Genomic DNA, 23,355 nt, shown 5'->3' with positions numbered 1-23,355 from the left:
GCAGATCCGCCGGGCTTGGGGCGCCTCAGTCGGCGATGATCGGAAAATCGAAACGTTGCTTGGCGAAGGGTTCGTGTTCCAGCGTAAAGTGCCACCATTCGCGAGCATAGTTTTTGAAACCACCGGCGCGCATGGCATCGACAAGCATCTTGCGGTTTGCCGCCGCTTCGCCGGCGAGACCAGGGTGGGCGGTTTCGCTCATCGGATCAAAGCAGTCGAAGCCGGTGCCGAAATCGAGCGTGTCGGCATCGACGGCACCGCAGGCCGGTTTCAGCGCGGATGTCCTGTCGGTTCGCGTGATGGCGACATCGACGGTCGAGCCGCGAGAATGGCTGGACAGTTCACCGACATAGCCCTTGGCGATGAGGTCGCCACGCTTGACCCGGGGATACCATTGCGGATCGGGCGGCCCACCCTCTCGCGTCCATTCGCCCATGTCGGCGACGGCACGGGCAGGACGGTAGCAATCGAACACGATCAGCGTCAGGCCTCTTGCGGCGATCGCCTTCTGGATACCGGAGAGCGCCTTGGCAGCCTGTTCGGTGAGGATGCACACAGGCGCGTCATAGCCATTGGCTTTGCGATGCAGGAAATCGTCAGGTCCGGCGTAGCGGATGTCCTGACGGATCGAGGGGTCGACATCGGCGAGCCGGACAAAGCCGGCGGGCAGGGCGTCGGCATATGCCGGCAGAGCGACAGCCGCGACCATCAGCGCGCAAAAGCCAATGTGCTGAATCGCCTGGCGCACTCTATTCAAGGAGCGCTTTCACTCGACGAACACCTTTACGCTGGCCGCACGCCCGGCGGCGTCGATCACGGTCAGCGTCGAGTAGCCGGCGCCGTCCGGCAGCCAGGTCGCGGTGCGGCGGCGGTCGATGCCGGTGAGCGGCTTGCCGTTGGCCAGCCAGCGGAATGGCGCGCGGCCGCCTTGCAGCTTCAGCACCAGCGGCGAGGCATCGGCAGAGTTGGTGCCGAGATCGACGCGGGCGCCGTCCGGCGGGAAGATGATGGTCGGTGCGGGTTCGGTCGGCACCGCTTGCACCAGGCCGTCCGAACCGGCGCCAAAGCGGGCGAGCGTTACTGGCAAGTCCTCGCGTTTGGGGCTGAACACGCCGGGCGGCTTGCCCGGCAATGGCACGGTGGCGAGGCCAGAGCGGACAAAGCCGTCGAACAGGATCGGAGCAGCCGAAACATAGCCGGACAGGCCAGGCACCGCACCGGCATCGGGACGGCCGACCCAGACGCCCAGCACATAGCGGCCGTCGAAGCCGACCGACCAGGCGTCGCGGTAGCCGTAGGAGGTGCCGGTCTTGTAGGCGATGCCGCGTTGCAAGGCACCCTCGGGCGGCTTGACGCCAGACAGGATGTCGATGATCTGCCAGTTGGCCTGATTGTCGAGGATGGTGGCGGTGGTGCGCTCCGCGTTGGCCGGCTCGGTGCCATCATGCAGCGTGTGCGTCTTGCCGCCATTGGCGAGCCCTGTGTAGAGCTGGACGAGATCGCGCAGCGTCACACCAACACCGCCGAGGCCGATAGCCAGGCCCGGTGCCTCGTTGACCGGCAGTATCGGGTTCACCCCCGCCTGGCGGAAGCGCGCCATCAGCCGGGTTGGCCCGACCGCATCGAGCACGCGGATCGCCGGCACGTTGAGCGACAGCTGCAGCGCCTGGCGGATGCTGACGTCGCCCTGGTAGCCCATGTCGAAATTCTTCGGCCGGTAGCCGGAGAAATCGACGGGGCTGTCGTCGATCAGCGTTTCCTGCGCCAGCAGCCCCTGCTCGAAGGCAAGCCCGTAGATGAATGGCTTCAGCGTCGAGCCGGGCGAGCGGACGATCTTGGTCATGTCGATCCAGCCGGAGCGGCTGGCGTCGAAGAAATTGGCCGAGCCGACTTCACCGAGAATATCGCCGGTGCGGGCGTCGGCAAGCACCATGGCGACGGAGAGGCGGGGTCCGAGCTTGGTGGCGGCATCCCTGGCCACCTGCTCCAGCCCTTCCTGGACGCTTTTGCGGATCGTCAGCTGCAAGGGCTGGCCAGGCACGGCCTTGGGCAGCATCGCATAGGCGGCGTGCGCGGCGAGTGCCGGCAGCGTGCGGCGCAGGCCCGAGACATCGTCAAGCGCTGCGCGCGCGGCCTCGCGCTCGCCGAGCAGGCCGGCTGACACCATGCGGGTCAACACCCGGTCGCGGGCGGCGTGGGCAATCTGCAGGTTGCGGTCGGGCCGGCGCTTTTCCGGCAACTGCGGCAAGGCGACGAGCAGGGCGGCTTCAGAAACGGTGAGCCGCTTCGGTTCCTTGCCGAAATAGGCGAGCGAGGCGGCGCGTACGCCTTCGAGATTGCCGCCATAGGGCGCCAGCGTCAGGTAGCGTTCGAGGATCTCGCGCTTGGACAGCCGGCGCTCGATCTGGATTGCGCGCAGCATCTGTTTGAGCTTGGAGCCGAGGCTGCGGCTTTCGCGCGGCTCGATCAGCCGGGCGAGCTGCATCGACAGGGTCGAGCCGCCGGAGACGATGTGGCCGCTGGTGGCGAACTGGCCGGCGGCGCGAGCCAGCGCCAGCACGTCGACACCCTCATGGTCCCAGAAGCGCTTGTCTTCATAGGTGACCAGCATGTCGACGAACTGCTTGTCGACCTGGTCGAGCCTGGTTTCGAGCCGCCAATAGCCGTCCGGCGTGGCGAAGGCGCGCAACAGCTGGCCGTCGCGGTCCTGCACTTCCGTCGAGACCGTGAGTTCGGCCGGCAGTGGTGGCGGAAAGGCGCGGTCGAGTTCCCAGAGGCCGGCGACGGTGATCGCCGCTAGGCCCGCGAGGGAGACGCCCGTGATGGCTGCCCGGCGCAGGAATTTTCTCAAGAGCATGGCGCTGCCCCTCATCCGCCTGCCGGCACCTTCTCCCCGTATAGTGACGGGGAGAAGGAGGCTCTCGTAGGCACATTCGCCATTTTCATGATCGCTACCATCGCCGCCCTACGGCGCCTTGATCTCCATCATGCCGGTGGCGGTGCGGGCCGAATATTGCGGCCGGTACATGTCTTCCACCGTCGCCGCCGGATGGGCGTAGGTGCCCGGCGTCACCGCGCGCACGACATAGGCGAGGGTCAGATTGTGGTCGTGGTCGCCGTCGCTCGGGTTGAACGCTGCGACGAAACGGTCGTCGCGGAATTCGAGATGGGCGGCATCGGTCTGCGCCAGCCAGGAGAAGTTCGTCAACTGGGCGCTGGAGACCAGGCCCGGATTGTCGATCTCGAAGCCGGCCGGCAACAGGTCGGTGATCAGCAACCGCGAAGGCCAGGTGTTCTGCTCGTTGACCTTGAGCACGACGACATAGCGTTCGTTCTGGGTTGCCTCGGTGACATTGGCTTCGGTGCCATCAAGCTTGTAGTAGGTGCGGCTGATGGTGAAGCCGTCGCCGCCGGCCGGCAAGGGCTGGATCGGCGACGCCACGGTGGTGACAACGGCCTGCAGCGGGGTCTTGCCGGTGTTGGCGATGGTCAGCGGGCTGTCGACCAGGTCGCTGCCGTTGATCTGGTCGGAATAGCCGCCGGCATGCTGCGCGCCATTGACGGTCAGCGTGATCGTATCATTGCCTTCCTTCAGCGCACGGGCCGCCAGCAGCATCCAGGAATCGTCCTGTGTGCTGGTCCAGCGGGCTTGCGCGCGTTCCCTGGTCACCAGCTTGATCAGCTCCGGCACGATCTTCGGCACCGGCTTCGATTCCGCCGCCAGCGCCAGCATCGCCGCGCCGTCTCGCAGCGGCGAGCCATAGTCGGAGCGGTAGTAGTCGTACTCGGTGGCTGACCTGGCCAGTTGCAGGGCGGTCTGGAACGTGGATTCCGCGCGCGGCGTATCGCCGTAGAGCGCAAGGCTCGCCGCCAGCTGGGCAACCGCCATCGGGCTCGAGAAGGCTTCGAGCTGGGTGTCGGCATAGTAGCGCAGATCGCCGATCGAGGCCTTCTTGTTGCGGGCCAGAACGTAGAGGGCGTAGGCGATCTCGCTGCCACGGTCCTGTACGCTCTGGTCGTAGCCGAGCGAGTTCTGCAGATTGCTCAGCGCCTGGTTCATGGCCAGGCTCGGCACGTCGTATTTCTGCTCGCGCGCCCTGGTCAGGAAGTCCGTCACATAGGCATCGAGCCAGAGGTCGCCGGAGCCCGGACCCCACAGGCCGAAGCTGCCGGCCGAGGCCTGGTAGCTCAGGACCTTGTAGATGGCATCCTGGATACGGCCATGCAGGTCAGGGTCGCTGGCCATGCCGATGCCGGACGCCATTTCATTGACGTAGAGAAGCGGCATGGCACGGCTGGTGGTCTGCTCGGCGCAACCATAGGGGTAGCGGTCGAGCGTCATCAAAAGCGACGGCACGTCGAAGGCGGCGGCCTGCGAAACGCCGACGCTGACGGAGGCGCCGTCGAGCAGGCTTGCCGCCAAAAGCTCCTTGTCGACGCGCAGCGCGCCGCCATTGCCCTTGAGGTCGACCACCAGACGGGTGGTGACCGGCAATTGCGCCGGACGCACCGGCACATAGAGCGTCTGCTCGACCTTCGTGCCATCGGCGTGGGCGAGCTTGATGGTAAGCGAGGCGTTGCCCGCCGTCTGCGCGATCAGCGGCACGGTCAGGGTTTGGCGTTTGCCCTGAGCCAGCGTCAGCTTCTGGGGCAGGGGCTTGTCGCCCGTCGACAGGTCGCCGGTCGTTTCGATCGACAGAGCATAGTCGCCAGCCGGGCCATCGGTGTCGGCGACATCGAGGCGCATGACGGCGGCGTCGCCAGGCGCCAGGAAGCGCGGCAAGCCGGCGGTGATCACCACCGGATCGCGCACGATGACGTCGGACTGGGCATGGCCGAGCGCTTCCTTGGTCCAGGCGACAGCCATGACACGCACGGTGCCGTTGAACTGCGGAATGTCGAAGTCGATCCGCGCCTTGCCGTCAGCATCGAGCTGCACCGGGCCGGAGAAGAAGGCGACCAGCTTTTCGGTCGGCGGGCTACCTTGCGCCTGCATGTTGGCGCCGTCGCCGCCGGTCCTGAGCTTGCCGGTGTTACCCAGCGAACCATCGATCAGGCGGCCGTAGAGGTCGCGGATTTCCATGCCCAGCATGCGCTGGCCGAAGAACCAGTTTTCCGGGTCCGGCGCCTTGTAGTTGGTCAGGTTGAGGATGCCTACATCGACGGCGGCAACCATGACATAGGCGTTGCTGCCCGGCTGCACGCCGGCTACGGAAACCGGGATCGACAGCTGCTGGCGCGGCATGGTCTTGTCCGGGGGCGTCAGGGTGACGGCGAGCTTCTTCGAGCCCGGATCGACCTTCAGCCATTTCACGCCGATGGCGCGGGCCGGCATGCGCGTTTCCTGCGCATCGCCCGGCCGGAACAGGGTTGCCGTGACATAGGCGCCGGCGCCCCAGTCGTCGCCGACCGGGATGTCGATGGTGCTGCCGCCGACCGGCACGGTTGCCGTGACGGTCTTCAGCAGCTTGTCGGAGCCGATGTTGATCAGAAGTTCGCCGGCAAAATGCGGCGAGACCTTGAGCTTGGCCACTTCGCCGGCGGCATAGGTGTCCTTGTCGAGGGCGATCTCGAGGCCGTCAGGCGTTTCGGTGGTGGTCGAGGAGACATACCAGCCGGCATCGAACTCGTAGCTGGTCGCCGGACCCTCGGGATCCGAGGTCTCGACCTCGAGCCGGTACTGGCCCCAGTCGACCGGTACGGACACCGTTGCGTCGCCGTCGGCGCTGAGGTCGACCTGGCCGTTGGCGATCGACTTGGTGAAGGTGACCGGCTCGTAGTTCCAGGAATTGTTGGAGCGGTACCACTGGTAATTGCGTTCGACCTTGACCAGCGTCCACTGCGCGCCTTTCAGCGCCTCACGCTTGCCGTCCGGATCGACGGCGATCAGGCTGAACTTGGCCGTGCCGCCCTGCGGCACTTCACCGTCGGCGAAATCCGGACGGATGCCGATCATATGGCCTTGCGGGCGGATGCCGATGTTGAGCGAGCGCTCGATGGCGCGGCCGCCGGTTTCGCGCATGCGCACCGTCACCTTGGCGTCGACCAGCTTGGTGGTCGACGGCAGTTGCTCGACGGAGACTGGGAACGTCACCTTGCCGTCGTCGCCAACCACCGGCAAATCGGTGAGGGGGGTGACCGTGGGTTCGGCCGATTGCTCGTCGGCGAGGCCGAAGGAAAAGCCCTGGAAACGGTCCCAATCGCGGGACGTCGACAGTGTCAATTCGCCTTCCAGCGCGAGGCCTGCCGCCGGCGCGCCATAGAGGAAGCGGCCGTCAATGTTGATGTTGGCGGTTTCGCCCTGCGCGATCTCCTGTTTGTCGGCGGTCATGTCGAATTCGATGCGATCCGGCACGAAATCCTCGACCAGGAACATCTGGCTGGCAACCGCCGGCTGCTTGGGATCGGTGTAGATCGACACCGACCAGGTGCCGCGCATGGCGTTGGGCTCGAGCGGCAGGTCGACGGCATGGCCGCCGGCCGATGCGCCGTCACTGACGATGCGGCGGTCCTCGACGCCGTCGGGGCGCGAGAAGATGAAGGTCAGCGGCAGGTTCTCCACCGCCTTGGCGGCGCCATCGCGGGCAAGGGCCGCGACATGGACATCCTCGCCGGCGCGGTAGATGCCGCGCTCGGTCCAGGCATAGACGTCGAGCGCGCCCGGTGCCGGGCGTCCGGTGACGCCGCGGTCGGACAGGTCGAAGCCGGCCCGGCCCATGTCGAGGAAGACGAAATCATTGTCGCCCTGCTTGGCCATCAGCACGGCCGGCACCATGCCGCCGTCGCCACGCGTCAGGCCGGGGTTGAAGACGGCGTGGCCGTCCGCATCCGTGGTCGCGGTGCCGAGAACCTCGTTGTTCCTGGCAACCAGCGTCAGTTCGGCACCCGATATCGGCCTGGCGCTGCCCAGCGAACGGGCAAAGACATTGAGCCCGTCCTGGCCGGTATAGGTCGACAGGCCGATGTCGGAGACGACGAACCATTGCGTGGCCATCGAGTTGTAGTCGTCGCTCTTGTCGCTGACGGTCTGGGCGGTCAGCACATAGACGCCGGGCTTGCGCTGCGGCAGCGCTTCGTCGACCGGGAAGGAGGTGGTGACCTCCTTGTTCAGATCATTGGCGATGTCGAGCTGGCCTTGCCAGACCGGCTCGCCCATCTGCTCGGAAATGTTGGAGATATCGTAGCCGTCGAGCTGACGCAGGAACTGGTAGCCCGACAGCAGCTGGGCCAACGAGCGGTCGCCGATGCGGTAGAGCTTCATTTCAGCGGCATTCATGTTGACGGTGACGACCGGAATGCCGCGGCGCGCGCCGGCCGGCAGCACGAAGCTGTCGCCGGTGAAGCGGGCCGAGGGGGCCCGGTCCTGCACATAGATCGACAGCACCACGGGGGCGGCGGTCACCTCGCCAATGGCGGCCGGCAGGCCGGCGCGGAATGTGACGTCGTAATGCTGGCCATGCTCCAGCCCTTCGACGCAGATCTGCTTGTCCTTGGCCTCAACGCCCTTGGGCGGCGCGTTGTCGACGGTGACGAACTGGGCGTAGTCGACGCCCGTCTTGACCAGATCCTCGGAAAATTGCGCGCAGATGCGCGGCGCACTGGTGTCGGCATCGACGGTGTGGTCGATGACGCGGAAACCCTTGCGCGCCTTCAGATCGGAATAATCGGCCTGCACCGCCGGCGAAGGCACCAGCGCAAGGCTGGCTTCATAGGCCTGCAGCGCCGGCCGGTAGAGGTCGCGCTTGTCGAGGCCGTTCCCGAGCAGCGCCAGCACGTCGGCGCGCGTCTTGGTGGTGCGCAGCAGCTTGTAGGCATTGAAAGCGGCCGAAGTGCCGTTCGCCGGCAAAGTGGACGCTTCGGAGGTGTTGGCGGCGGGCTGCACGGCCAGCGTTTCACGCGCCAGGTTGAGCCAGAATTGGCCATTGTCGGGCAGCACCGAGACCGCGGCCTCGTATTTCAGCATGGCGGAGCGATGGTCGCCGGTCAGCACGGCCTGCTCGGCAGCATTCGTCAGCGCCGTCAGCCCTTCGGTGGGCTTGTCATAGGCCGGGCCGAGCAGCTTGTTGCGGTATTGCTGCGCCTGATCGGCCATCCAGTTGGGGAAGAAGGCGAGTTCCGGCGGCGCGCCGATGTCGGGGTCGCCATCGATGTTGACGACCTTGCCGGCGACCGCACCGTTGAACGGCTTCAGCTGATTGTAGTCGGATTTGAGGAAACACCATTTGGCCTTGGTGTTGTAGGTGAAGGCGCGGCAGGCCGGATCGCCAAGACATGTCGTCTTGCACTGGTCGAGCGTGACATTCTGGTCGGACCTGAGGTCAAAGCCGAAATAATCGGAATTGTCCGTTGTCGCGATTCTTCGGGCTTCGGCCGCTTGCGCGACACCTCCCCAGGCTAAGACATTGGCCCAGGCGAAAAAGAGAAGAATCAGGATCGACAGACCACGAGCCGCGCGCATTGCCATAACACCCTCCCAGACACTGCTGACGTCCAAGGCATGATCAAGCATCAGTCAGGCTTGTCAACACACGGACGCGGCAGGGTTCCGCCTGCCAACGGTTTCCTTTCCGGCCGATGACCGGTAGTACCTCCATAGGACAGGGGATCACGCTTTCTTGCGGCAACGCAGAAGGTGTGAATTCCAAGCCCTGCCTATTTCAGACAATTGGATTGTGGCCCCTTTACGAGCGCTTCAGAACTTCATTCCAATTTTAGTTTTTCAATCTAGGTTGTCTTAATGCCGGCGCATGAAGAGCAGATGTCAGGAGGTACCGCGCCAGGGCGTGTGCTTCCGCGCGCCCTGCTTTTGGCCATGCTCTGCTCGACCGCACTGGTCGCCGAGGCCGGAAATGCCACCGCTTTCGAGCTTTTCGGCATCAAGCTGTGGGGGGCGTCCAAGGACGAGGACGCCGACATCGTCGATCCCATGCGCTATGCCGTGACCATCTCCGCGCCCGATGCCGACAAGGATCTCGTCAAGAAGCTCGAAAACGCCTCGACGCTGAAAGGTGACGAGGAGCGCCCGGTTTCCGGCTCGCTCGGGCTGATGGCCAAGGCGCGCAGCGACCGTGAACAGCTGGTCGCCGCGCTCTATGCCGATGCCCGCTACGAGGGCGTCGTCACCATCACCATCGACGGCAAGCCGCTCGACGATTTGCCGCCGGATGCCGAATTCAAGGGTCCGCAACCGGTCCCGGTGGTCATCGATATTGCCAGCGGGCCGAAATTCACTCTCGGCAATGTCCGGCTGGAGGGCGACGCGGCCGGGCTGATGAGCGCCGATTATGGCCTGATCGCCGGCGGCGACGCCGGTTCCGGCGCCGTGCTCAAGGCCGAGGCGCTGGTCGTGCGGACACTGAAAGAGCAGGGCAGGCCGCTGGCCAAGGTAACCGACCGCCAGATCGTCGCCGACCATGCCACCTCGACGCTCGACGTGACGCTGACGGTCGCCGCCGGGCCGGTCGCCGGCTATGGCGACACCACGGTGGAAGGCACCGAGAAGGTCGATCGCGACTTCACCGAATACATGACCGGCCTCAAGCGTGGCCGGCAATACTCGCCGCAAGAGATCAGCGACGCGCGCGACCGATTGCTGGCGCTCGAGGTCTTCAACAGCGTGACGTTCAAGGAAGCCGACAAGCTCGATGCCGACGGGAACATTCCGATCGGCGTCCAGGTCAGCGAGCGCAAGCCGCGCTATTTCGGCGTCGGCGGCACGTTCTCCAACACCGAAGGCCTCGGCCTGGAAGGCTATTGGGGCCACCGCAACCTGTTTGGCCGGGCTGAAAAGCTGCGCATCGACGGCGCCATCAGCGGCATCGGCAGCAATGATCTCAGCCAGCTCAATTACAATGCCGGCATCATGTTCGAAAAGCCCGGCGTGATCGGACCGGCATCGAAATTCTTCGCCAGCCTCAAGACCGTGCTCGAGCATCCGGACGCCTACGATCATTTCTCGATCAAGGGCAGCACTGGCCTGTCATACGAACTGACCAAGACGCAGACGGTGTCGGCGGAAGTCTCGCTCGACTATTCGCGGATCCACGATGCCTTCGGCAAGCACAAATACCTGATCGCCAGCATCCCGCTGCAGTATGTCTACGACAACAGGGACAACCGGCTGAACCCGACCAGCGGCTTCCGGGTGCTCGCCTATGCCGAGCCCAGCTACGACATTCTGAATGGCGCGGCATTCCTAAAGCTGAAAGGCGAGGGATCGGCCTATCAGTCGCTCGATTCGGCCTCGAAGTTCGTGCTGGCCGAACGCGTCGCGGTTGGCTCGATCGTCGGCACCGGTCTTCAGAATGTGCCGGCCGACCGGCGCTTCTATTCCGGCGGCGGCGGCTCGGTGCGCGGCTACGCCTATCAGGGCATCGGTCCCAAGGATCCTACCGGCCAGCCGATCGGCGGCCTGTCCTTCTTCGAAACCTCGGTCGAAATGCGCATTGGCATCACCGACACGATCGGCATCGTGCCATTTATCGATGCCGGCACGGTGTCGACCAGGTCGGTTCCCAACTTCTCCGACGTCAAGGTCGGCGCCGGTGTCGGCCTGCGCTATGTCACGCCCTTCGGGCCGCTGCGCATCGACGCCGCCGTGCCGCTCAACCGCGACCCCGGAGATCCGCATTTCGGCATCTATGCCGGCATCGGACAGGCGTTCTAAGCCATGAAGACATTCAGGCGCATCCTTCGCATCGTCCTCTACACGTTACTCATCGTGATCGCCGGAGCGATCGGCGCGCTGGTGGTGCTGACCAAGACCGAGCGTGGGCGCGACAATCTCGCCGGTATCATTTCGCGGCTGGCATCGAGCGATGACAGCAAGATCACCGTCAGCGGCATCGACGGCATCTGGTCAGGCGCGCTCAGCGTCGACCATGTCGTGCTGGAGGACCGCGAAGGCGCCTGGCTGGTGGCGCGCAAGGTCGCCGTCGACTGGTCGCCGCTGGCGCTGCTGTCGAAAAGCTTCAGCGCCGAGCGCATCGCGGCCGAGCGCATCGAACTGGCACGGCTGCCGGTGGCCAGCACGCCACCAGCGCAGAGCGGCGGCACGACGACGCTGCCGGTCTCGCTTGACATCAAGCAGATCGACCTGCCCGAAATCGCACTCGGCCAGGACCTGGCCGGCAGCGGCATTGCCGAACTTGCCGCCAAGGGGATGCTCAAGGCCGACGCCGCGCCGCTGGCGATCGAGACGACGCTCAACATCACCCGCCATGACGGCAAGCAAGGCAATGTCGACGCCAACATCCACTTTGCGCCAGCAGACAACAGGCTCGACCTTGACCTCAAGGCCTCGGAGCCGGCAGGCGGCATCATCGCCAATCTGCTCAAGCTGCCCGATACGCCGCCGGTCGACATAACCGTCTCGGGCACGGGACCGCTCGCCAACTGGAACGGCATCGGCACGTTCACAGTCGACGGCAAGATCGTCACTCAACTGACGGGCCGCCACCAGTCGACCGACAAGGGCAGCCATGTAGAGGCCAAGGGCGACGGTGAGTTCGAGCGCTTCCTGCCCGAAAATCTGAAGCCGCTGTTTGCCGGCAAGACCAGCTTCGATGTGGCGGGCACGGCGATTGCCGCCGGCGGCGTCGATATCGAGCATGCCAGCATCGACAGCGATGCAATGCACGGAACGGCCGCCGGCATGGTCGATCCGAAAGGTGGCAGCGATCTGTCGGTTGAACTCGCCGCCAAAGGCGCGCCTGTGGTGATCAGCGTCGGCAGCACGGCGCAGCCGATCACGCTGGCGATCAAGGGCGCCACCGCCCGTGCGTTCGGTGACGGCAAGACGCCGATCATCGACATCGGCGCCTCCTTCGTTTCGATCGTGGCTGGCGGTACGCGGCTGGACGATCTGGCGGCGCAGATCCATTCCGACGGCTTCGACATCCAGAACCGCGCCGGGCCGGTTACCGTCAAGCTGGAGGCGGGCGGCCTCAAAACCGACGTGGCAACACTGGCGCCGCTGATCACCGGCAAGGTCGACGTCGATCTGGCCGGATCGATCAGCAAGGACGCCATTGCCATCGACCAGGGCACGCTGCGATCCGATGCGGTCAACGCCTCGCTGACGGCGACGGTGGCGCTTGCCGATCTGTCGATGCAGCTCAAGATGAATGCCGATGCGGTGGCGACGGCCTTGCCGCCGCAGATCGCCTCGGTGCTCGGCGCCCGGGTGAAGTTCTCGGCCGCCGCGACCCGCGATCCGCAGGGATCTTTCGCCGCCAACTCGATCTCATTTACCTCCGGCACGCTGAGCGCCAGCGGAACCGCCAGCGCGCAAGGCAGCGACATCCAAGCCGACATCAAGGGCAGGCTGGGCGACGTCTCAGTGCTGTCGCCGATGGTCGGCGTGCCGGTTGCCGGCGGCATTGATTTCGCGCTGTCGGCAAGCGGTGCCAGGACGGCGCCGGATTTCACCGTCTCCGCCGACAGCGACAGCCTGACGGCCTCGGGCCGCACCGTGAAGACCATCAAGCTGACGGCAAGCGGCAAGGCCGACATCGCCAGCCCCGCCGCCAATGTCTCGCTGACCGGCTCCGTCAACGACCAGCCGCTCGACATCAAGGCGGCGCTGGTGACGAGCGAGGGCAAGCGTTCGATCAATGGCTTCCTGGTCTCGCTGGGCGACAACAAGGTCTCGGGCGACCTCGCGCTGGATGACAAATTCATGCCCTTGGGCACGCTGACGCTCGACGCGCCCGCTATCGACCAATTGGCCGCGCTCGCCGGCCAGGCGGTGACGGGCGATATCGACGGCACCATCCGCTTCGCCAGGGATGGCGACGCGCCCTCGGTCGCCATCGACGCGAAGAGCACGTCGATTGCGCGCGGCGAAGTGACGGCCAAGGCCATCACCGTCGATGCGCTGATTGCCAACTATCTCAAGGCGCCGGCGATCTCCGGCTCGATCAAGGCCGACAGCGTCACCTCCGGAACCACCGAAATCGGCGGCATCGGCGTCGACCTGAAGCGCGACGGCGACTGGACCAATTTTACCGGCGGCGCCACCATAGCGGGCATCCCCGCAACAGCTGCCGGCCGCGTGAAGATCGCTGACGGCACGACCAGCGTCGAGATTGCTTCTGGCGAAGCCACGGTTCGCGGCATCAAGGCCGCGATCGCGGCACCCTCTACTGTTTCCATCGCCAATGGCACGACCAGCATCGAAAAACTGGCGCTCGATGTCGGCGGCGGTTCGGTGACGCTGTCCGGCACCGCGGGTCAGGTGCTCGACCTGGCAGCGGAATTCTCGGCACTGCCGGCGGCCCTTGCCAATGATTTTTCACCCGGTCTCGATGCCGTGGGCACGCTGGGCGGTACTGCGCGAGTGACCGGGTCGCCATCTGTGCCCGAGGTTCGGTTCAACGCGCAACTGGCTGGCGTCGAAACCAGCCAGACCCGCCAGGCTGGGCTCGGGCCGATGGCTGTTGACGCGGCCGGCAGCTACACCATGGCCGGCGGCGTCGCTCTCGACCATGCGACGCTTACGGGCGACAAGATTTCCGGCAAGGCGACGGGCACCCTCAATCCGAATGGCGCCAGCGATTTCGTCCTCGATCTCACATCCTCCGGTCCGAGCCTGCCGCTGACGCTGGGCAGTGCTGAAAGCCCGATCAAGCTCGAACTGCAGGCGCTTTCGGTGAAAGCTGCCGGGCAGGGCATGCAGCCGCGGCTCGATATTTCGGCGACGCTGCCCTCGGTCGCAACCAATCTGACCAAGGTCGAAGGCGTCGCGGTCGCTTTGCATTCCGATGCCTTCGATCTGAAGACCCGGACGGGACCGATTTCCGGCACCGTGTCGGCCGACAGGATCGGCCTCGACAATCCAACCGTCGCGCCGCTGATTGCCGGCAAGGTGACGGCCAAGGTTGCCGGCAGCCTCGCCACGGACGCCGTCACCATCGACAGCGGCTCGGTGACGAGCGATGCGCTGAACAGCGGTTTTAGCGGTCGGGTATCGCTGGCCGACGGCGCCATCGACCTCAATCTGAAAGCCGACGCGGCTTCCGCGGCACTGCCGGCCGCGGTGCGCGGCGTGCTTGCCGAACGCGCGGAACTGAGCGCTGTGCTGAAGCGCGATGCTGCCGGCAATGTCAATGTCGACGGATTGAAGCTGACCTCGGGCGCGCTGACCGCCGAGGGCCAAGCCAGCCTCGCCGACAACAAGGTCGCCGCCGACATTAAGGGCGCTCTGAGCGATATTTCCCTGCTGTCGAAGGACGCCAAGGGCGCCATTGCTTTCGCCCTGAATGCGCAGGGGCCGGCCACTGCGCCCGATCTGTCGCTGACGGTCGACAGTGACCGGCTGCTGGTGGCGGCGCGCGAGATCACCGGGCTGAAGCTCACCGCCACCGGCAAGGCCGATGCCGCCAATCCGGCGGCGAATGTGCAGCTGACCGGCAACGTCGCCGGCCAGGCACTGCAAGGCAGTGCGGTGCTGGCGACGGCTGACGGCAAGAGCGCCATTAATGGTCTGCTGCTGTCGCTCGGCAAGAACAGGATTTCCGGCGACCTGGCGTTGGACGAGAAGTTCGTGCCGGTCGGCACCGTCGCGCTCGACCTGCCAGACATCGGTCCGCTCGCGGCGCTTGCGCTGGAAAAGGCCGAGGGCGATGTGCGCGGCACCATTGCTTTCTCGAAGAATGGCACCGCACCGCAAGTGGCGATCAAGGCGGCGACGGCATCGATCTCGCGCGGCGACCTCCAGGCAAAGGCCGTTTCTATCGATGCGCTGATCGCCAACTATCTCGCGGCACCGGTGATCTCCGGAAAGATCCGCGCCGACACGGTCATCTCCGGCGGCACCGTGATCAGCGGCATCGATGTCGACCTGAAGCGCGACGGCGACTGGACCGGCTTCTCCGGCGGCGCCACCGTCAAGGGCATCCCGGCCAAGGCCACGGGCCGGGTGAAAATGGCCAATGGCACGACCACCATCGAGCTCGCGTCAGGCCAGGCGACGGTCCAGGGCATCAAGGCAGCCATCGCCCAGGCCTCGACCGTCAGCATTGCCAATGGCACGACGACGCTGGACCGTCTGGTGCTCAACCTCGGCGGCGGCACGGCGACGGTGACCGGCAAGGTGGGCAAGGCACTCGACATCAACGCGACACTGGCGCGGCTGCCGATGTCGCTGGCCAACAGTTTCTCGCCAGGGCTCGATGCCGCCGGTTCAATCTCGGGCACGGTGAAGGTGACGGGTGCGCCGGCTAGCCCCGCTATTGCCTTCAACATCGACGCCGCCGGCGTGCAGACGTCGCAGACCCGCGGCGCCGGTATCGGCGCGGTGGGTGTTTCTTCTTCCGGCACCTTCGCCGCCAACAAGCTGACCTTCAACGCCAATGTCAGCGATGGAGCCGGCCTTGGCGTCAAGGGCGGCGGCACCGTGACGACGGCAGGGACGCCGGCGCTGGTGCTCGACTTCAATGGCGCCGTGCCCTTCGGGCTACTCAGCCAGAAGCTCGCCGCGCAAGGGCTGTCGCTGTCTGGAACCGCCAATGTCAACGTGCAGGTTCGGGGTCCCGCGACATCGCCTGTCATCGGCGGCAGCGTCAGCGCCTCGGGAGCGCGGTTGGTCGACGCCCGCTCGGGCCTTGCGGTCAACGATCTCGCCGTCGACGTTTCGATCAGCGGCGGCGTTGCCAGGATCGACCGGCTGACCGGCACGCTGTCGACGCGCGGCAGCCTGTCGGCCAGCGGCACCGTCGGCATCAACCCGGCGCAAGGGTTTCCGGCCGATCTGTCGATCAAGCTCGTTGACGGCCGCTATACGGACGGCCGGGTGGTGACCGCCAATCTCGGCGGCGACCTGACGATCAAGGGGCCACTGACATCGGCACCGGTGATTGCCGGCACCGTCAATCTCGCCAAGACGGTGATCACGGTTCCTGACAAGCTGCCAGGCTCGCTTTCGGCGCTCGACGTCAAGCACAAGAATGCGCCAGGCGCCGTGCGGGCGCAGGACAAGGCGCTGCGTCCGCCGACGACCAGCGGCGGTGGCGGCGGCAGCGGCCTCAGCCTCGATGTCACGGTCAATGCGCCGAACCAGATCTTCATCCAGGGTAGGGGCGTCGATGCCGAACTCGGCGGCTCGCTCAGGCTGACCGGGCCGGCATCGTCGCCGCACGCGGTCGGCACCTTCACACTGCAGCGCGGACGGCTGTCGATCCTTGGCAAGCGGCTGACCTTCACCGAAGGCACGGTCGGCTTCTCCGGCTCGCTGGTGCCCTACCTCAATTTGACGGCGACAACGACGACGACCAGCACAACCGTCACCATCGTGGTGTCGGGCGAGGCGACCAATCCGAAATTCACCTTCTCCTCGGTTCCGGCGCTGCCCGAGGACGAGGTGCTGGCGCAGCTGATCTTCGGCCGCTCGATGTCGAACCTGTCGCCGCTGCAGATCGCCCAGCTCGCCGAAGCGGCCGGGCAACTGGCCGGCGTCGGCGGTTCGACGTCGCTGCTTGAAAACCTGCGCAGCGCCATCGGCGTCGACGATCTGGATGTCACCACGGACGACAAGGGCGGCACGGCGGTTTCGGCCGGCAAGTATCTCAACGACCGCACCTATGTGACGATCCAGAAGGGCGACAAGCCAGGATCTGGCAAGGCGACCATCGACCTCAATGTCGGGCGCGGCGTCAAATTGCGCGGCGAGGCCAACGATGCCGGTGAAGCCAAGGGCGGCATATTCTACGAGAAGGAATATTGATAGTTCGATGGGGGCTTTTGGCCCCATGAAGGCTCCAGGCTGGCGCTGTCCGGCCTTCAGTAAATGTCTCAGTTTAATGGACTATCGAGATTCCAGAGGAATCCGTCGGGCAGTAGCAATTTTGCGCCAAGACTGTCGTTATCACGCGAACCGCTCCCCCTCCAAAGTTGCACATTCCTGTACATGTTCCCAATCCATGCCGTCTTTGACATCATGGCCCGGATGCGGAATGTTAAAAGGCGGAAAGCCAACAATGGGAGTTAAGTCATGACAATTTACAAGAGTAACGGCGATCGCGTTCCCGACCACATCCTGGCGATGGCTGAGGAAGCCAAGGCCGGCAAGGTGGATCGCCGCGAATTCCTGGCGCTGGCCAGCGTCTTCGGCGCCTCGACGGCGATGGCCTACGGCATGCTCGGTCTTGCCGTGCCGATCGAGGCGAGAGCCGAAGATGCCCCCAAGAAGGGTGGCATTCTGAAGGTCGCCCAGTGGATCAAGGATCCAAAGGATCCGCGCAAGTCCGACTGGTCGGAAATCGCCAATGCCGAGCGTCAGGCGCTCGAGCCGCTGGTCAAATACACCACCGAATATACGTTCCGCCCCTATCTGCTCGAGTCCTGGGACGTCAATGACGATGCCACCGAATACGTGCTGCATGTGCGTAAGGGCGTTACCTGGCACAACGGCGATGCATTCACCGCCGACGACGTGGTGCACAACTTCAACCGCTGGGGCGAGAAGGGTGCCGAAGGCAATTCGATGCCCGGCCGTCTCGGCACGCTGTTCGACGACAAGGCGGGCAAGCTGCGTGAAGGCGCGGTCACCAAGGTCGACGACATGACCGTCAAGCTGTCGCTGACCAAGCCCGACATCTCGATCATCCCCGGCATTTGCGACTATGTCGCTCTCGTCGTCCACAAGACCTTCGATGAAAAGGGCGGCGATTTCAAAGCCTGCCCGATCGGCACCGGTCCGTTCGAGCTCGTCTCCTACGACGTCGGCCAAAAGGTGGTCTACAAGCGCCGCGCCGACAACAAATGGTGGGACGGTGACGTCTATCTCGACGGTATCGAGTTCATCGACTACGGCACCGATCCGGCCGCCATGGTCAGCGCCTTCGAGGCCGGCGAAGTGCATACCAATTTCGAGACCTCGGCCGACTACGTGTCGATCCTCGACGGCATGAACCTGGTCAAGTCCGAAGTCGTCACCGCCTCAACCATCGTCTGCCGCACCAACGTCAACAACAAGCCTTACGACAACGAGAAGGTGCGCAAGGCACTGCAGCTCGGCGTCGACAACAATGTCGTCCTCCAGCTCGGTTACGGCAATGCCGGCTCGGTCGCCGAGAACCACCATGTCTGCCAGATCCATCCGGAATATTACGAGCTGCCGAAGCTCACCCGCGATCCGGCCAAGGCGAAAGCCTTGATGGCGGAAGCCGGCCAGGCCGACTTCGAACACGATTTGATCACGGTCGACGAGGACTGGCACAAGAACACCGGCGATTCCATCGCCGCGCAGTTGCGCGACGCCGGCATCAAGGTGAAGCGCACGGTGCTGCCGGGCTCGACATTCTGGAACGACTGGCTGAAGTATCCGCTGTCGATGACCAACTGGAACATGCGGCCGCTCGGCGTCCAGGTTCTGGCGCTAGCCTACCGCACCGGTGAAGCCTGGAACGAATGTGCATGGTCGAACCCTGACTGGGACGCCAAGCTCAACGCCGCGCTTTCGGTTGCCGACGCGGCCAAGCGCAAGGAGATGATGAAGGATATCGAGCAGATCCTGCAGGATTCCGGCATCATCATCCAGCCCTACTGGCGCAAGCTCTACAGCCACTCGGTTGCCGCTGTTAAGAACTACAAGATGCATCCGACGTTCGAGCGCGACTACGGCAAGATCTGGCTCGACCAGGCCTGATCGGGGCGATCAGGGAAAGGGGCGATCTGCCCCTTTCCCTGCGCTCTTGCATGGTTCCAAAATCGGAAGTCGGCGCAGCAAAAAATGTTGCGGACTCTTCGGACATGGTCGTGCAATAAAACAGAGTTGATCGCATTCGAGGGCCTGTTTGACAGCCAGTTCTGCCGTGGCGGCGGAGGTGGTTTCCAGCAGGCTTCAACCCCAACCAGACCGGCAGGGGACCGCCATGCTTTCTTTCGTTATCAGGCGTCTCGGCACCATGGCATTGACGATGCTGTGCCTGACGATGGTCGTCTTCTTCCTGATCAATCTCGATCCGAACCTGAAGAAGCTGGCGATCAGCCAGACCGAAATGCATACCTCAGCCGAGCAGCTGGAAAGCTGGCTGGCCGAACATGGCTATCGCCAGAATTTCTTTGTCAGATACGGTCAATGGCTCGGCCTTATGCCCAAGCAGCCGGTGACCGATCCCGCGACGGGCAAGCCGGCGCAGCGTTTTTCCTTCTGCAACGATCCGCTCGTGCCGACGTTCTCCGGCATTCTGCAGGGCGATTTCGGCTGCTCGACCAAGTTCAAGACCACTGTGGCGTCGAAGCTGTTTCCGGCACTTAGCGCCACCGGCATCCTGATGCTCTGCGTCCTGCTGGTTATGGTGCCGGTCTCGCTGTTGATCGGTATCCTTGCCGGTATGCGCGAAGGGTCACGAACCGACCGGGTGCTATCGGTCGCCTCGATTGCGTCGACGGCGACACCCGAATACGTGTCGGGCGTCATCTTCACCGTCATCTTCGCCTCATGGCTCGGCTGGCTGAACGGCTCGGCGGCTTCGGCCAGCCAGGGCATTACCTTTTACAATTTCACTTTGCCGGTCATGACATTGGCGATCTATGGCATCGGCTACATCGCCCGCATGACCCGCGCCTCGATGGTCGAGGTGATGACGCAGCAATATATCCGAACCGCCCGGCTAAAGGGGCTTTCCTTTGGCAACGTCGTGGTCAAGCACGCATTGCGCAATGCGCTGATCGCGCCTTTCACGGTCATCATGCTGCAATTTCCCTGGCTGCTCACCGGCGTCGTCATCGTCGAGGTGATGTTCCGCTACCAAGGGTTCGGCTACACGCTGGTTGAGGCTGCCGGCAACAACGACATCGACCTTTTGCTCGGCTGTTCGCTGGTCTCGGTGTTCATCGTCCTGATCACCCAGCTTATTTCCGATGTCGGCTACGCGTTTCTCAATCCGCGTATCAGAGTTCAGTAGGAGAACGGGCGGATGCAGGTCGAATATATCGGCGCCTTCAATGTCGTGCTAGGCGTGCTTGCGCGTTTCTGGCCGGTCTGGATCGCTCTCGTCCTGGTGATGGGTGCAAGCTTCACCTACAAGAAGAAGCTTGGCCTCTACGGCCAACTCTTCGACAGTGGTGTCGGCATCGTCGGCGTCGGCATCTGCCTGTTCTGGCTGTTCACGGCGATCTTCGCGTCGACCATCTCGCCCTTCGATCCGCTTGCCCAGATCCCGATCATGAAGGACACGCTGCCGGGCGCGATCGAGCCGGCGTCGAAGCTCGTCTACTACTTCGGCGGCGACAAGCTGGCCCGGGACGTGTTTTCGCGCATGGTCTATGGCAGCCAGATCGTGCTGATCATCGCACCTGCCGCGACGGGGTTCGCGCTGATGGTCGGCATCACGCTCGGCCTGCCCGCCGGCTACTATGGCGGCAAGATCGACACCGTGCTGTCGTTCCTCGCCAATCTGGTGCTGGCCTTCCCGGTGATCCTGCTGTTCTACCTGCTGGTGACGCCGGGCATCATGGACACGCCGATCCCCTACGCCATGGCCGGCGTGTTCTTCCTGTTTCCGATCATCTTCTTCAGCGTGCTGTTCTGGACACGTTACAAGAACCGGCCCGACCGGCTCTATATCCTGCTCGGCATCACCCTGATCCTCGGCGGCTGGATTTACCTTGGCCTCGTGTTCGACGCCGATCCGTTGAAGATCGTGCATATCGATCCCAACCAGCTCAACATCTTCGTGGCGGTGGTGTTCGCCTCCAGCCCCGGCGTGTTCCGCATCGTGCGCGGCCTGGTGATGGACATCAAGACGCGCGACTATGTGGCGGCGGCGCAGACGCGCGGTGAATCGCCCTGGTACATCATGCTGTGGGAGATCCTGCCCAATGCGCGCGGGCCGCTGATCGTCGATGCCTGCCTGCGCATCGGTTACACCACAATCCTGCTCGGCACGCTCGGCTATTTCGGACTCGGCCTGGCGCCGGAAAGCCCGGACTGGGGCACCGCGATCAAGGACGCCAGCCGCCTGCTGCGCTCCTTCATCCACCCGGCGCTGCCGCCGACGATCGCACTGATGTCGTTCGTGCTGGGGCTCAATTTGCTCGCCGACTCGTTGCGCGAACAATCGATGAAAGACTGATCTGGGGTTTCGACCCGACGCGAACAGCACGTGCCTGAAAAACCAAGGATTGGAGCGACCCATGAATGAGGCAGTTCGAAATCCCGGCAAGCCGACCCCTGGGCCGATCATCGAGATCGAGAACCTGTCGATCTCCTTCTTCACCCGCAAGGGCGAGATCCCGGCCGTCATGGATTTTTCCTGCATGGTCATGCCAGGCGAGGCGATGGGCATCGTCGGCGAATCCGGCTGCGGCAAGTCGACCGTGTCGCTGGGCATCATGCGCGACCTCTCCAACATCGGAAAGATCGTCGGCGGCAAGATCAAGTTCCAGGGCAAGGACATGGGCGAGCTCTCCGACGAGGAGCTGCGCGCCATCCGCGGCAACAAGATCGCCATGATCTACCAGGAGCCGATGGCGAGCCTCAATCCGGCGATGAAGGTCGGCCAGCAGTTGATGGAAGTGCCGCTGATCCACGACAAGGTGTCGAAGGAAGAGGCCTACAAACGCGCGCTCGACATGGTGCGCTCGGTCAAGCTGCCCGACCCCGAGCGCATGATGCGCTCGTATCCGCACCAGCTTTCGGGCGGCCAGCAGCAGCGCATCGTCATTGCCATGGCGCTGCTGTCGAAGCCGGCGCTGCTTCTGCTCGACGAGCCGACGACGGCGCTCGACGTGACGGTGGAGGCGGGCATCGTCGACCTGGTCAAGGGGCTCGGCGAGAAGTTCGGCACGTCGATGATCTTCGTCTCGCACAATCTCGGCCTGATCCTGGAAACCTGCGACCGCATCACGGTGATGTATTCGGGCGAGGCGGTGGAGACCGGCAAGATCAAGGACGTGTTCGATCGGATGCGGCATCCCTATACGCAAGGGCTGTTCCGCTCGATCCCGCTGCCCGGCGCCGACAAGAATTCACGGCCGCTGATCTCCATCCCCGGGCAATTGCCGCTGCCGCACGAGCGGCCGAAGGGCTGCAATTTCGGTCCGCGCTGCCACCATTTCGTCGAGGGCGTCTGCAACGCCGCCGAAATCCCGATGATCGAGGTCGCGGGTCACGAAGGCCATTTCTCGCGTTGCGTGCGCTTCAACGAGATCGACTGGGAGGCGCTGCCGCCCGGCGCCAAGAAAGTCAATGAACGCGTCGTGCCCGGCGCGCCGGTGCTCAAGGTCGAGGATCTGAGAAAATACTACAAGGTCGGCGGCAGCGAGGTGTTCGGCTCGAGCGAAGGCCGCGTCGTCAAGGCCAACGAGACGATCTCGTTCATGGCGCGCGAATCCGAGACGGTCGCCATCGTCGGCGAATCCGGCTGCGGAAAGTCGACGCTGGCCAAGGTGCTGCTCGGGCTGGAGACGGCAAGTGCCGGCACTGTGACGCTGGGCAACAAGGAAATCCAGTCGACCGGCATCGAGAGCCGCAGCGTCGAAACCGTATCGTCGATCCAGATGGTGTTCCAGAACCCGTTCGACACGCTCAACCCCAGCCATTCGGTCGGGTCGCAGATCATCCGCACGCTGGAGAAATTCAATGTCGGCAAGACGGTCGCCGACCGCCGCAAGCGCATGCTGGAACTGCTCGACCTGGTGAAGCTGCCGCGGGCGTTCGAGACCCGCAAGCCGCGCCAGCTGTCAGGCGGCCAGAAGCAGCGCATCGGCGTGGCGCGCGCTTTTGCCGGCGACGCCAAGGTGGTGGTGGCCGACGAGCCGGTCTCGGCACTCGACGTGTCGGTACAGGCGGCGGTGACCGAACTGCTGATGGACATCCAGCGCAAGAACAAGACGACGATGCTGTTCATCAGCCACGATCTGTCCGTCGTGCGCTACATCGCCGACCGCGTCGTCGTCATGTATCTCGGCTATATCGTCGAGCAGGGCACGACCGACCAGATCTTCGCGCCGCCCTATCACCCCTATACCGAGGCGCTGCTGTCGGCGATCCCGATCGCCGACACCAGTGTGGTCAAGCGGCACATAGTGCTGGAGGGCGATATTCCATCGGCGATGAATCCGCCGTCGGGCTGTCCGTTCCAGACCCGCTGCGGCTACAAGAAACTGGTGCCGGACAATCTGTGCGAGACCAAGGTGCCGCCGGTCAAGCATCTCGGCAACGGCCATATGAGCCTGTGCTGGCTGGCCGACGACGTGCTGGCCAAGATGGAGCCGGTGATCAAGTTCGACAAGGAGCATGCCGCGCATGAGGGCGTGCCGGAAGACGCGCCGCCTGTTCCGGGGGCGTCCACTGCAACGCCCAAGCCTCCACGCGGCAAGAAGCCGAACTGACGGCGGAGGCGCAGTCAG

Annotated in this window: 9 protein-coding genes; 6 read left to right on the top strand and 3 right to left on the bottom strand. The window is 64.4% G+C overall.

The annotated features are described in order from the left end of the window. Positions 1 to 25 precede the first annotated feature (25 nt). The 3 genes from ACFSOZ_RS28700 to ACFSOZ_RS28690 form a co-directional block, all read right to left on the bottom strand. Positions 26 to 757, bottom strand: coding sequence for a M15 family metallopeptidase (locus ACFSOZ_RS28700; RefSeq protein ID WP_379103591.1), 732 nt, complete (start codon positions 755 to 757; stop codon positions 26 to 28). A gap of 9 nt (positions 758 to 766) precedes the next feature. After that, positions 767 to 2,857 carry a penicillin-binding protein 1C gene (gene pbpC / locus ACFSOZ_RS28695; RefSeq protein WP_379103589.1) on the bottom strand — a complete coding sequence of 697 codons (2,091 nt, stop codon included), beginning with the start codon at positions 2,855 to 2,857 and terminating at the stop codon, positions 767 to 769. Positions 2,858 to 2,965: 108 nt separating this feature from the next. Next, positions 2,966 to 8,464, bottom strand: coding sequence for an alpha-2-macroglobulin family protein (locus ACFSOZ_RS28690; protein WP_379103587.1), 5,499 nt, complete (start codon positions 8,462 to 8,464; stop codon positions 2,966 to 2,968). Between the two features lie 273 nt (positions 8,465 to 8,737). On the opposite strand from ACFSOZ_RS28690, the gene ACFSOZ_RS28685 reads away from it, so the two are divergent. The 6 genes from ACFSOZ_RS28685 to ACFSOZ_RS28660 all read left to right on the top strand — a co-directional run bounded on the left by ACFSOZ_RS28685 (position 8,738) and on the right by ACFSOZ_RS28660 (position 23,337). Beyond that, entirely contained in the window at positions 8,738 to 10,666 is a 1,929-nt protein-coding gene (locus ACFSOZ_RS28685) for an autotransporter assembly complex protein TamA (protein ID WP_379103585.1), read from the top strand. A gap of 3 nt (positions 10,667 to 10,669) precedes the next feature. Continuing rightward, complete coding sequence (locus ACFSOZ_RS28680) at positions 10,670 to 16,723, top strand: translocation/assembly module TamB domain-containing protein (RefSeq protein WP_379103583.1); 6,054 nt, start codon at positions 10,670 to 10,672, stop codon at positions 16,721 to 16,723. A 267-nt stretch (positions 16,724 to 16,990) separates the two neighbouring features. Further along, complete coding sequence (locus ACFSOZ_RS28675) at positions 16,991 to 18,646, top strand: ABC transporter substrate-binding protein (protein WP_379103581.1); 1,656 nt, start codon at positions 16,991 to 16,993, stop codon at positions 18,644 to 18,646. Between the two features lie 226 nt (positions 18,647 to 18,872). Further along, positions 18,873 to 19,907: an ABC transporter permease gene (locus ACFSOZ_RS28670; protein WP_379103579.1), complete on the top strand. Its 1,035-nt coding sequence runs from the start codon at positions 18,873 to 18,875 to the stop codon at positions 19,905 to 19,907. Between the two features lie 12 nt (positions 19,908 to 19,919). Continuing rightward, entirely contained in the window at positions 19,920 to 21,077 is a 1,158-nt protein-coding gene (locus ACFSOZ_RS28665; RefSeq protein WP_379103577.1) for an ABC transporter permease, read from the top strand. A 61-nt stretch (positions 21,078 to 21,138) separates the two neighbouring features. Then, entirely contained in the window at positions 21,139 to 23,337 is a 2,199-nt protein-coding gene (locus ACFSOZ_RS28660; RefSeq protein WP_379103575.1) for a dipeptide ABC transporter ATP-binding protein, read from the top strand. Positions 23,338 to 23,355: the final 18 nt, after the last annotated feature.

Source organism: Mesorhizobium newzealandense (assembly GCF_042682145.1).
Classification (GTDB): Bacteria; Pseudomonadota; Alphaproteobacteria; order Rhizobiales; family Rhizobiaceae; genus Mesorhizobium; species Mesorhizobium newzealandense.
This window is presented reverse-complemented; position numbering and strand designations above follow the sequence as displayed.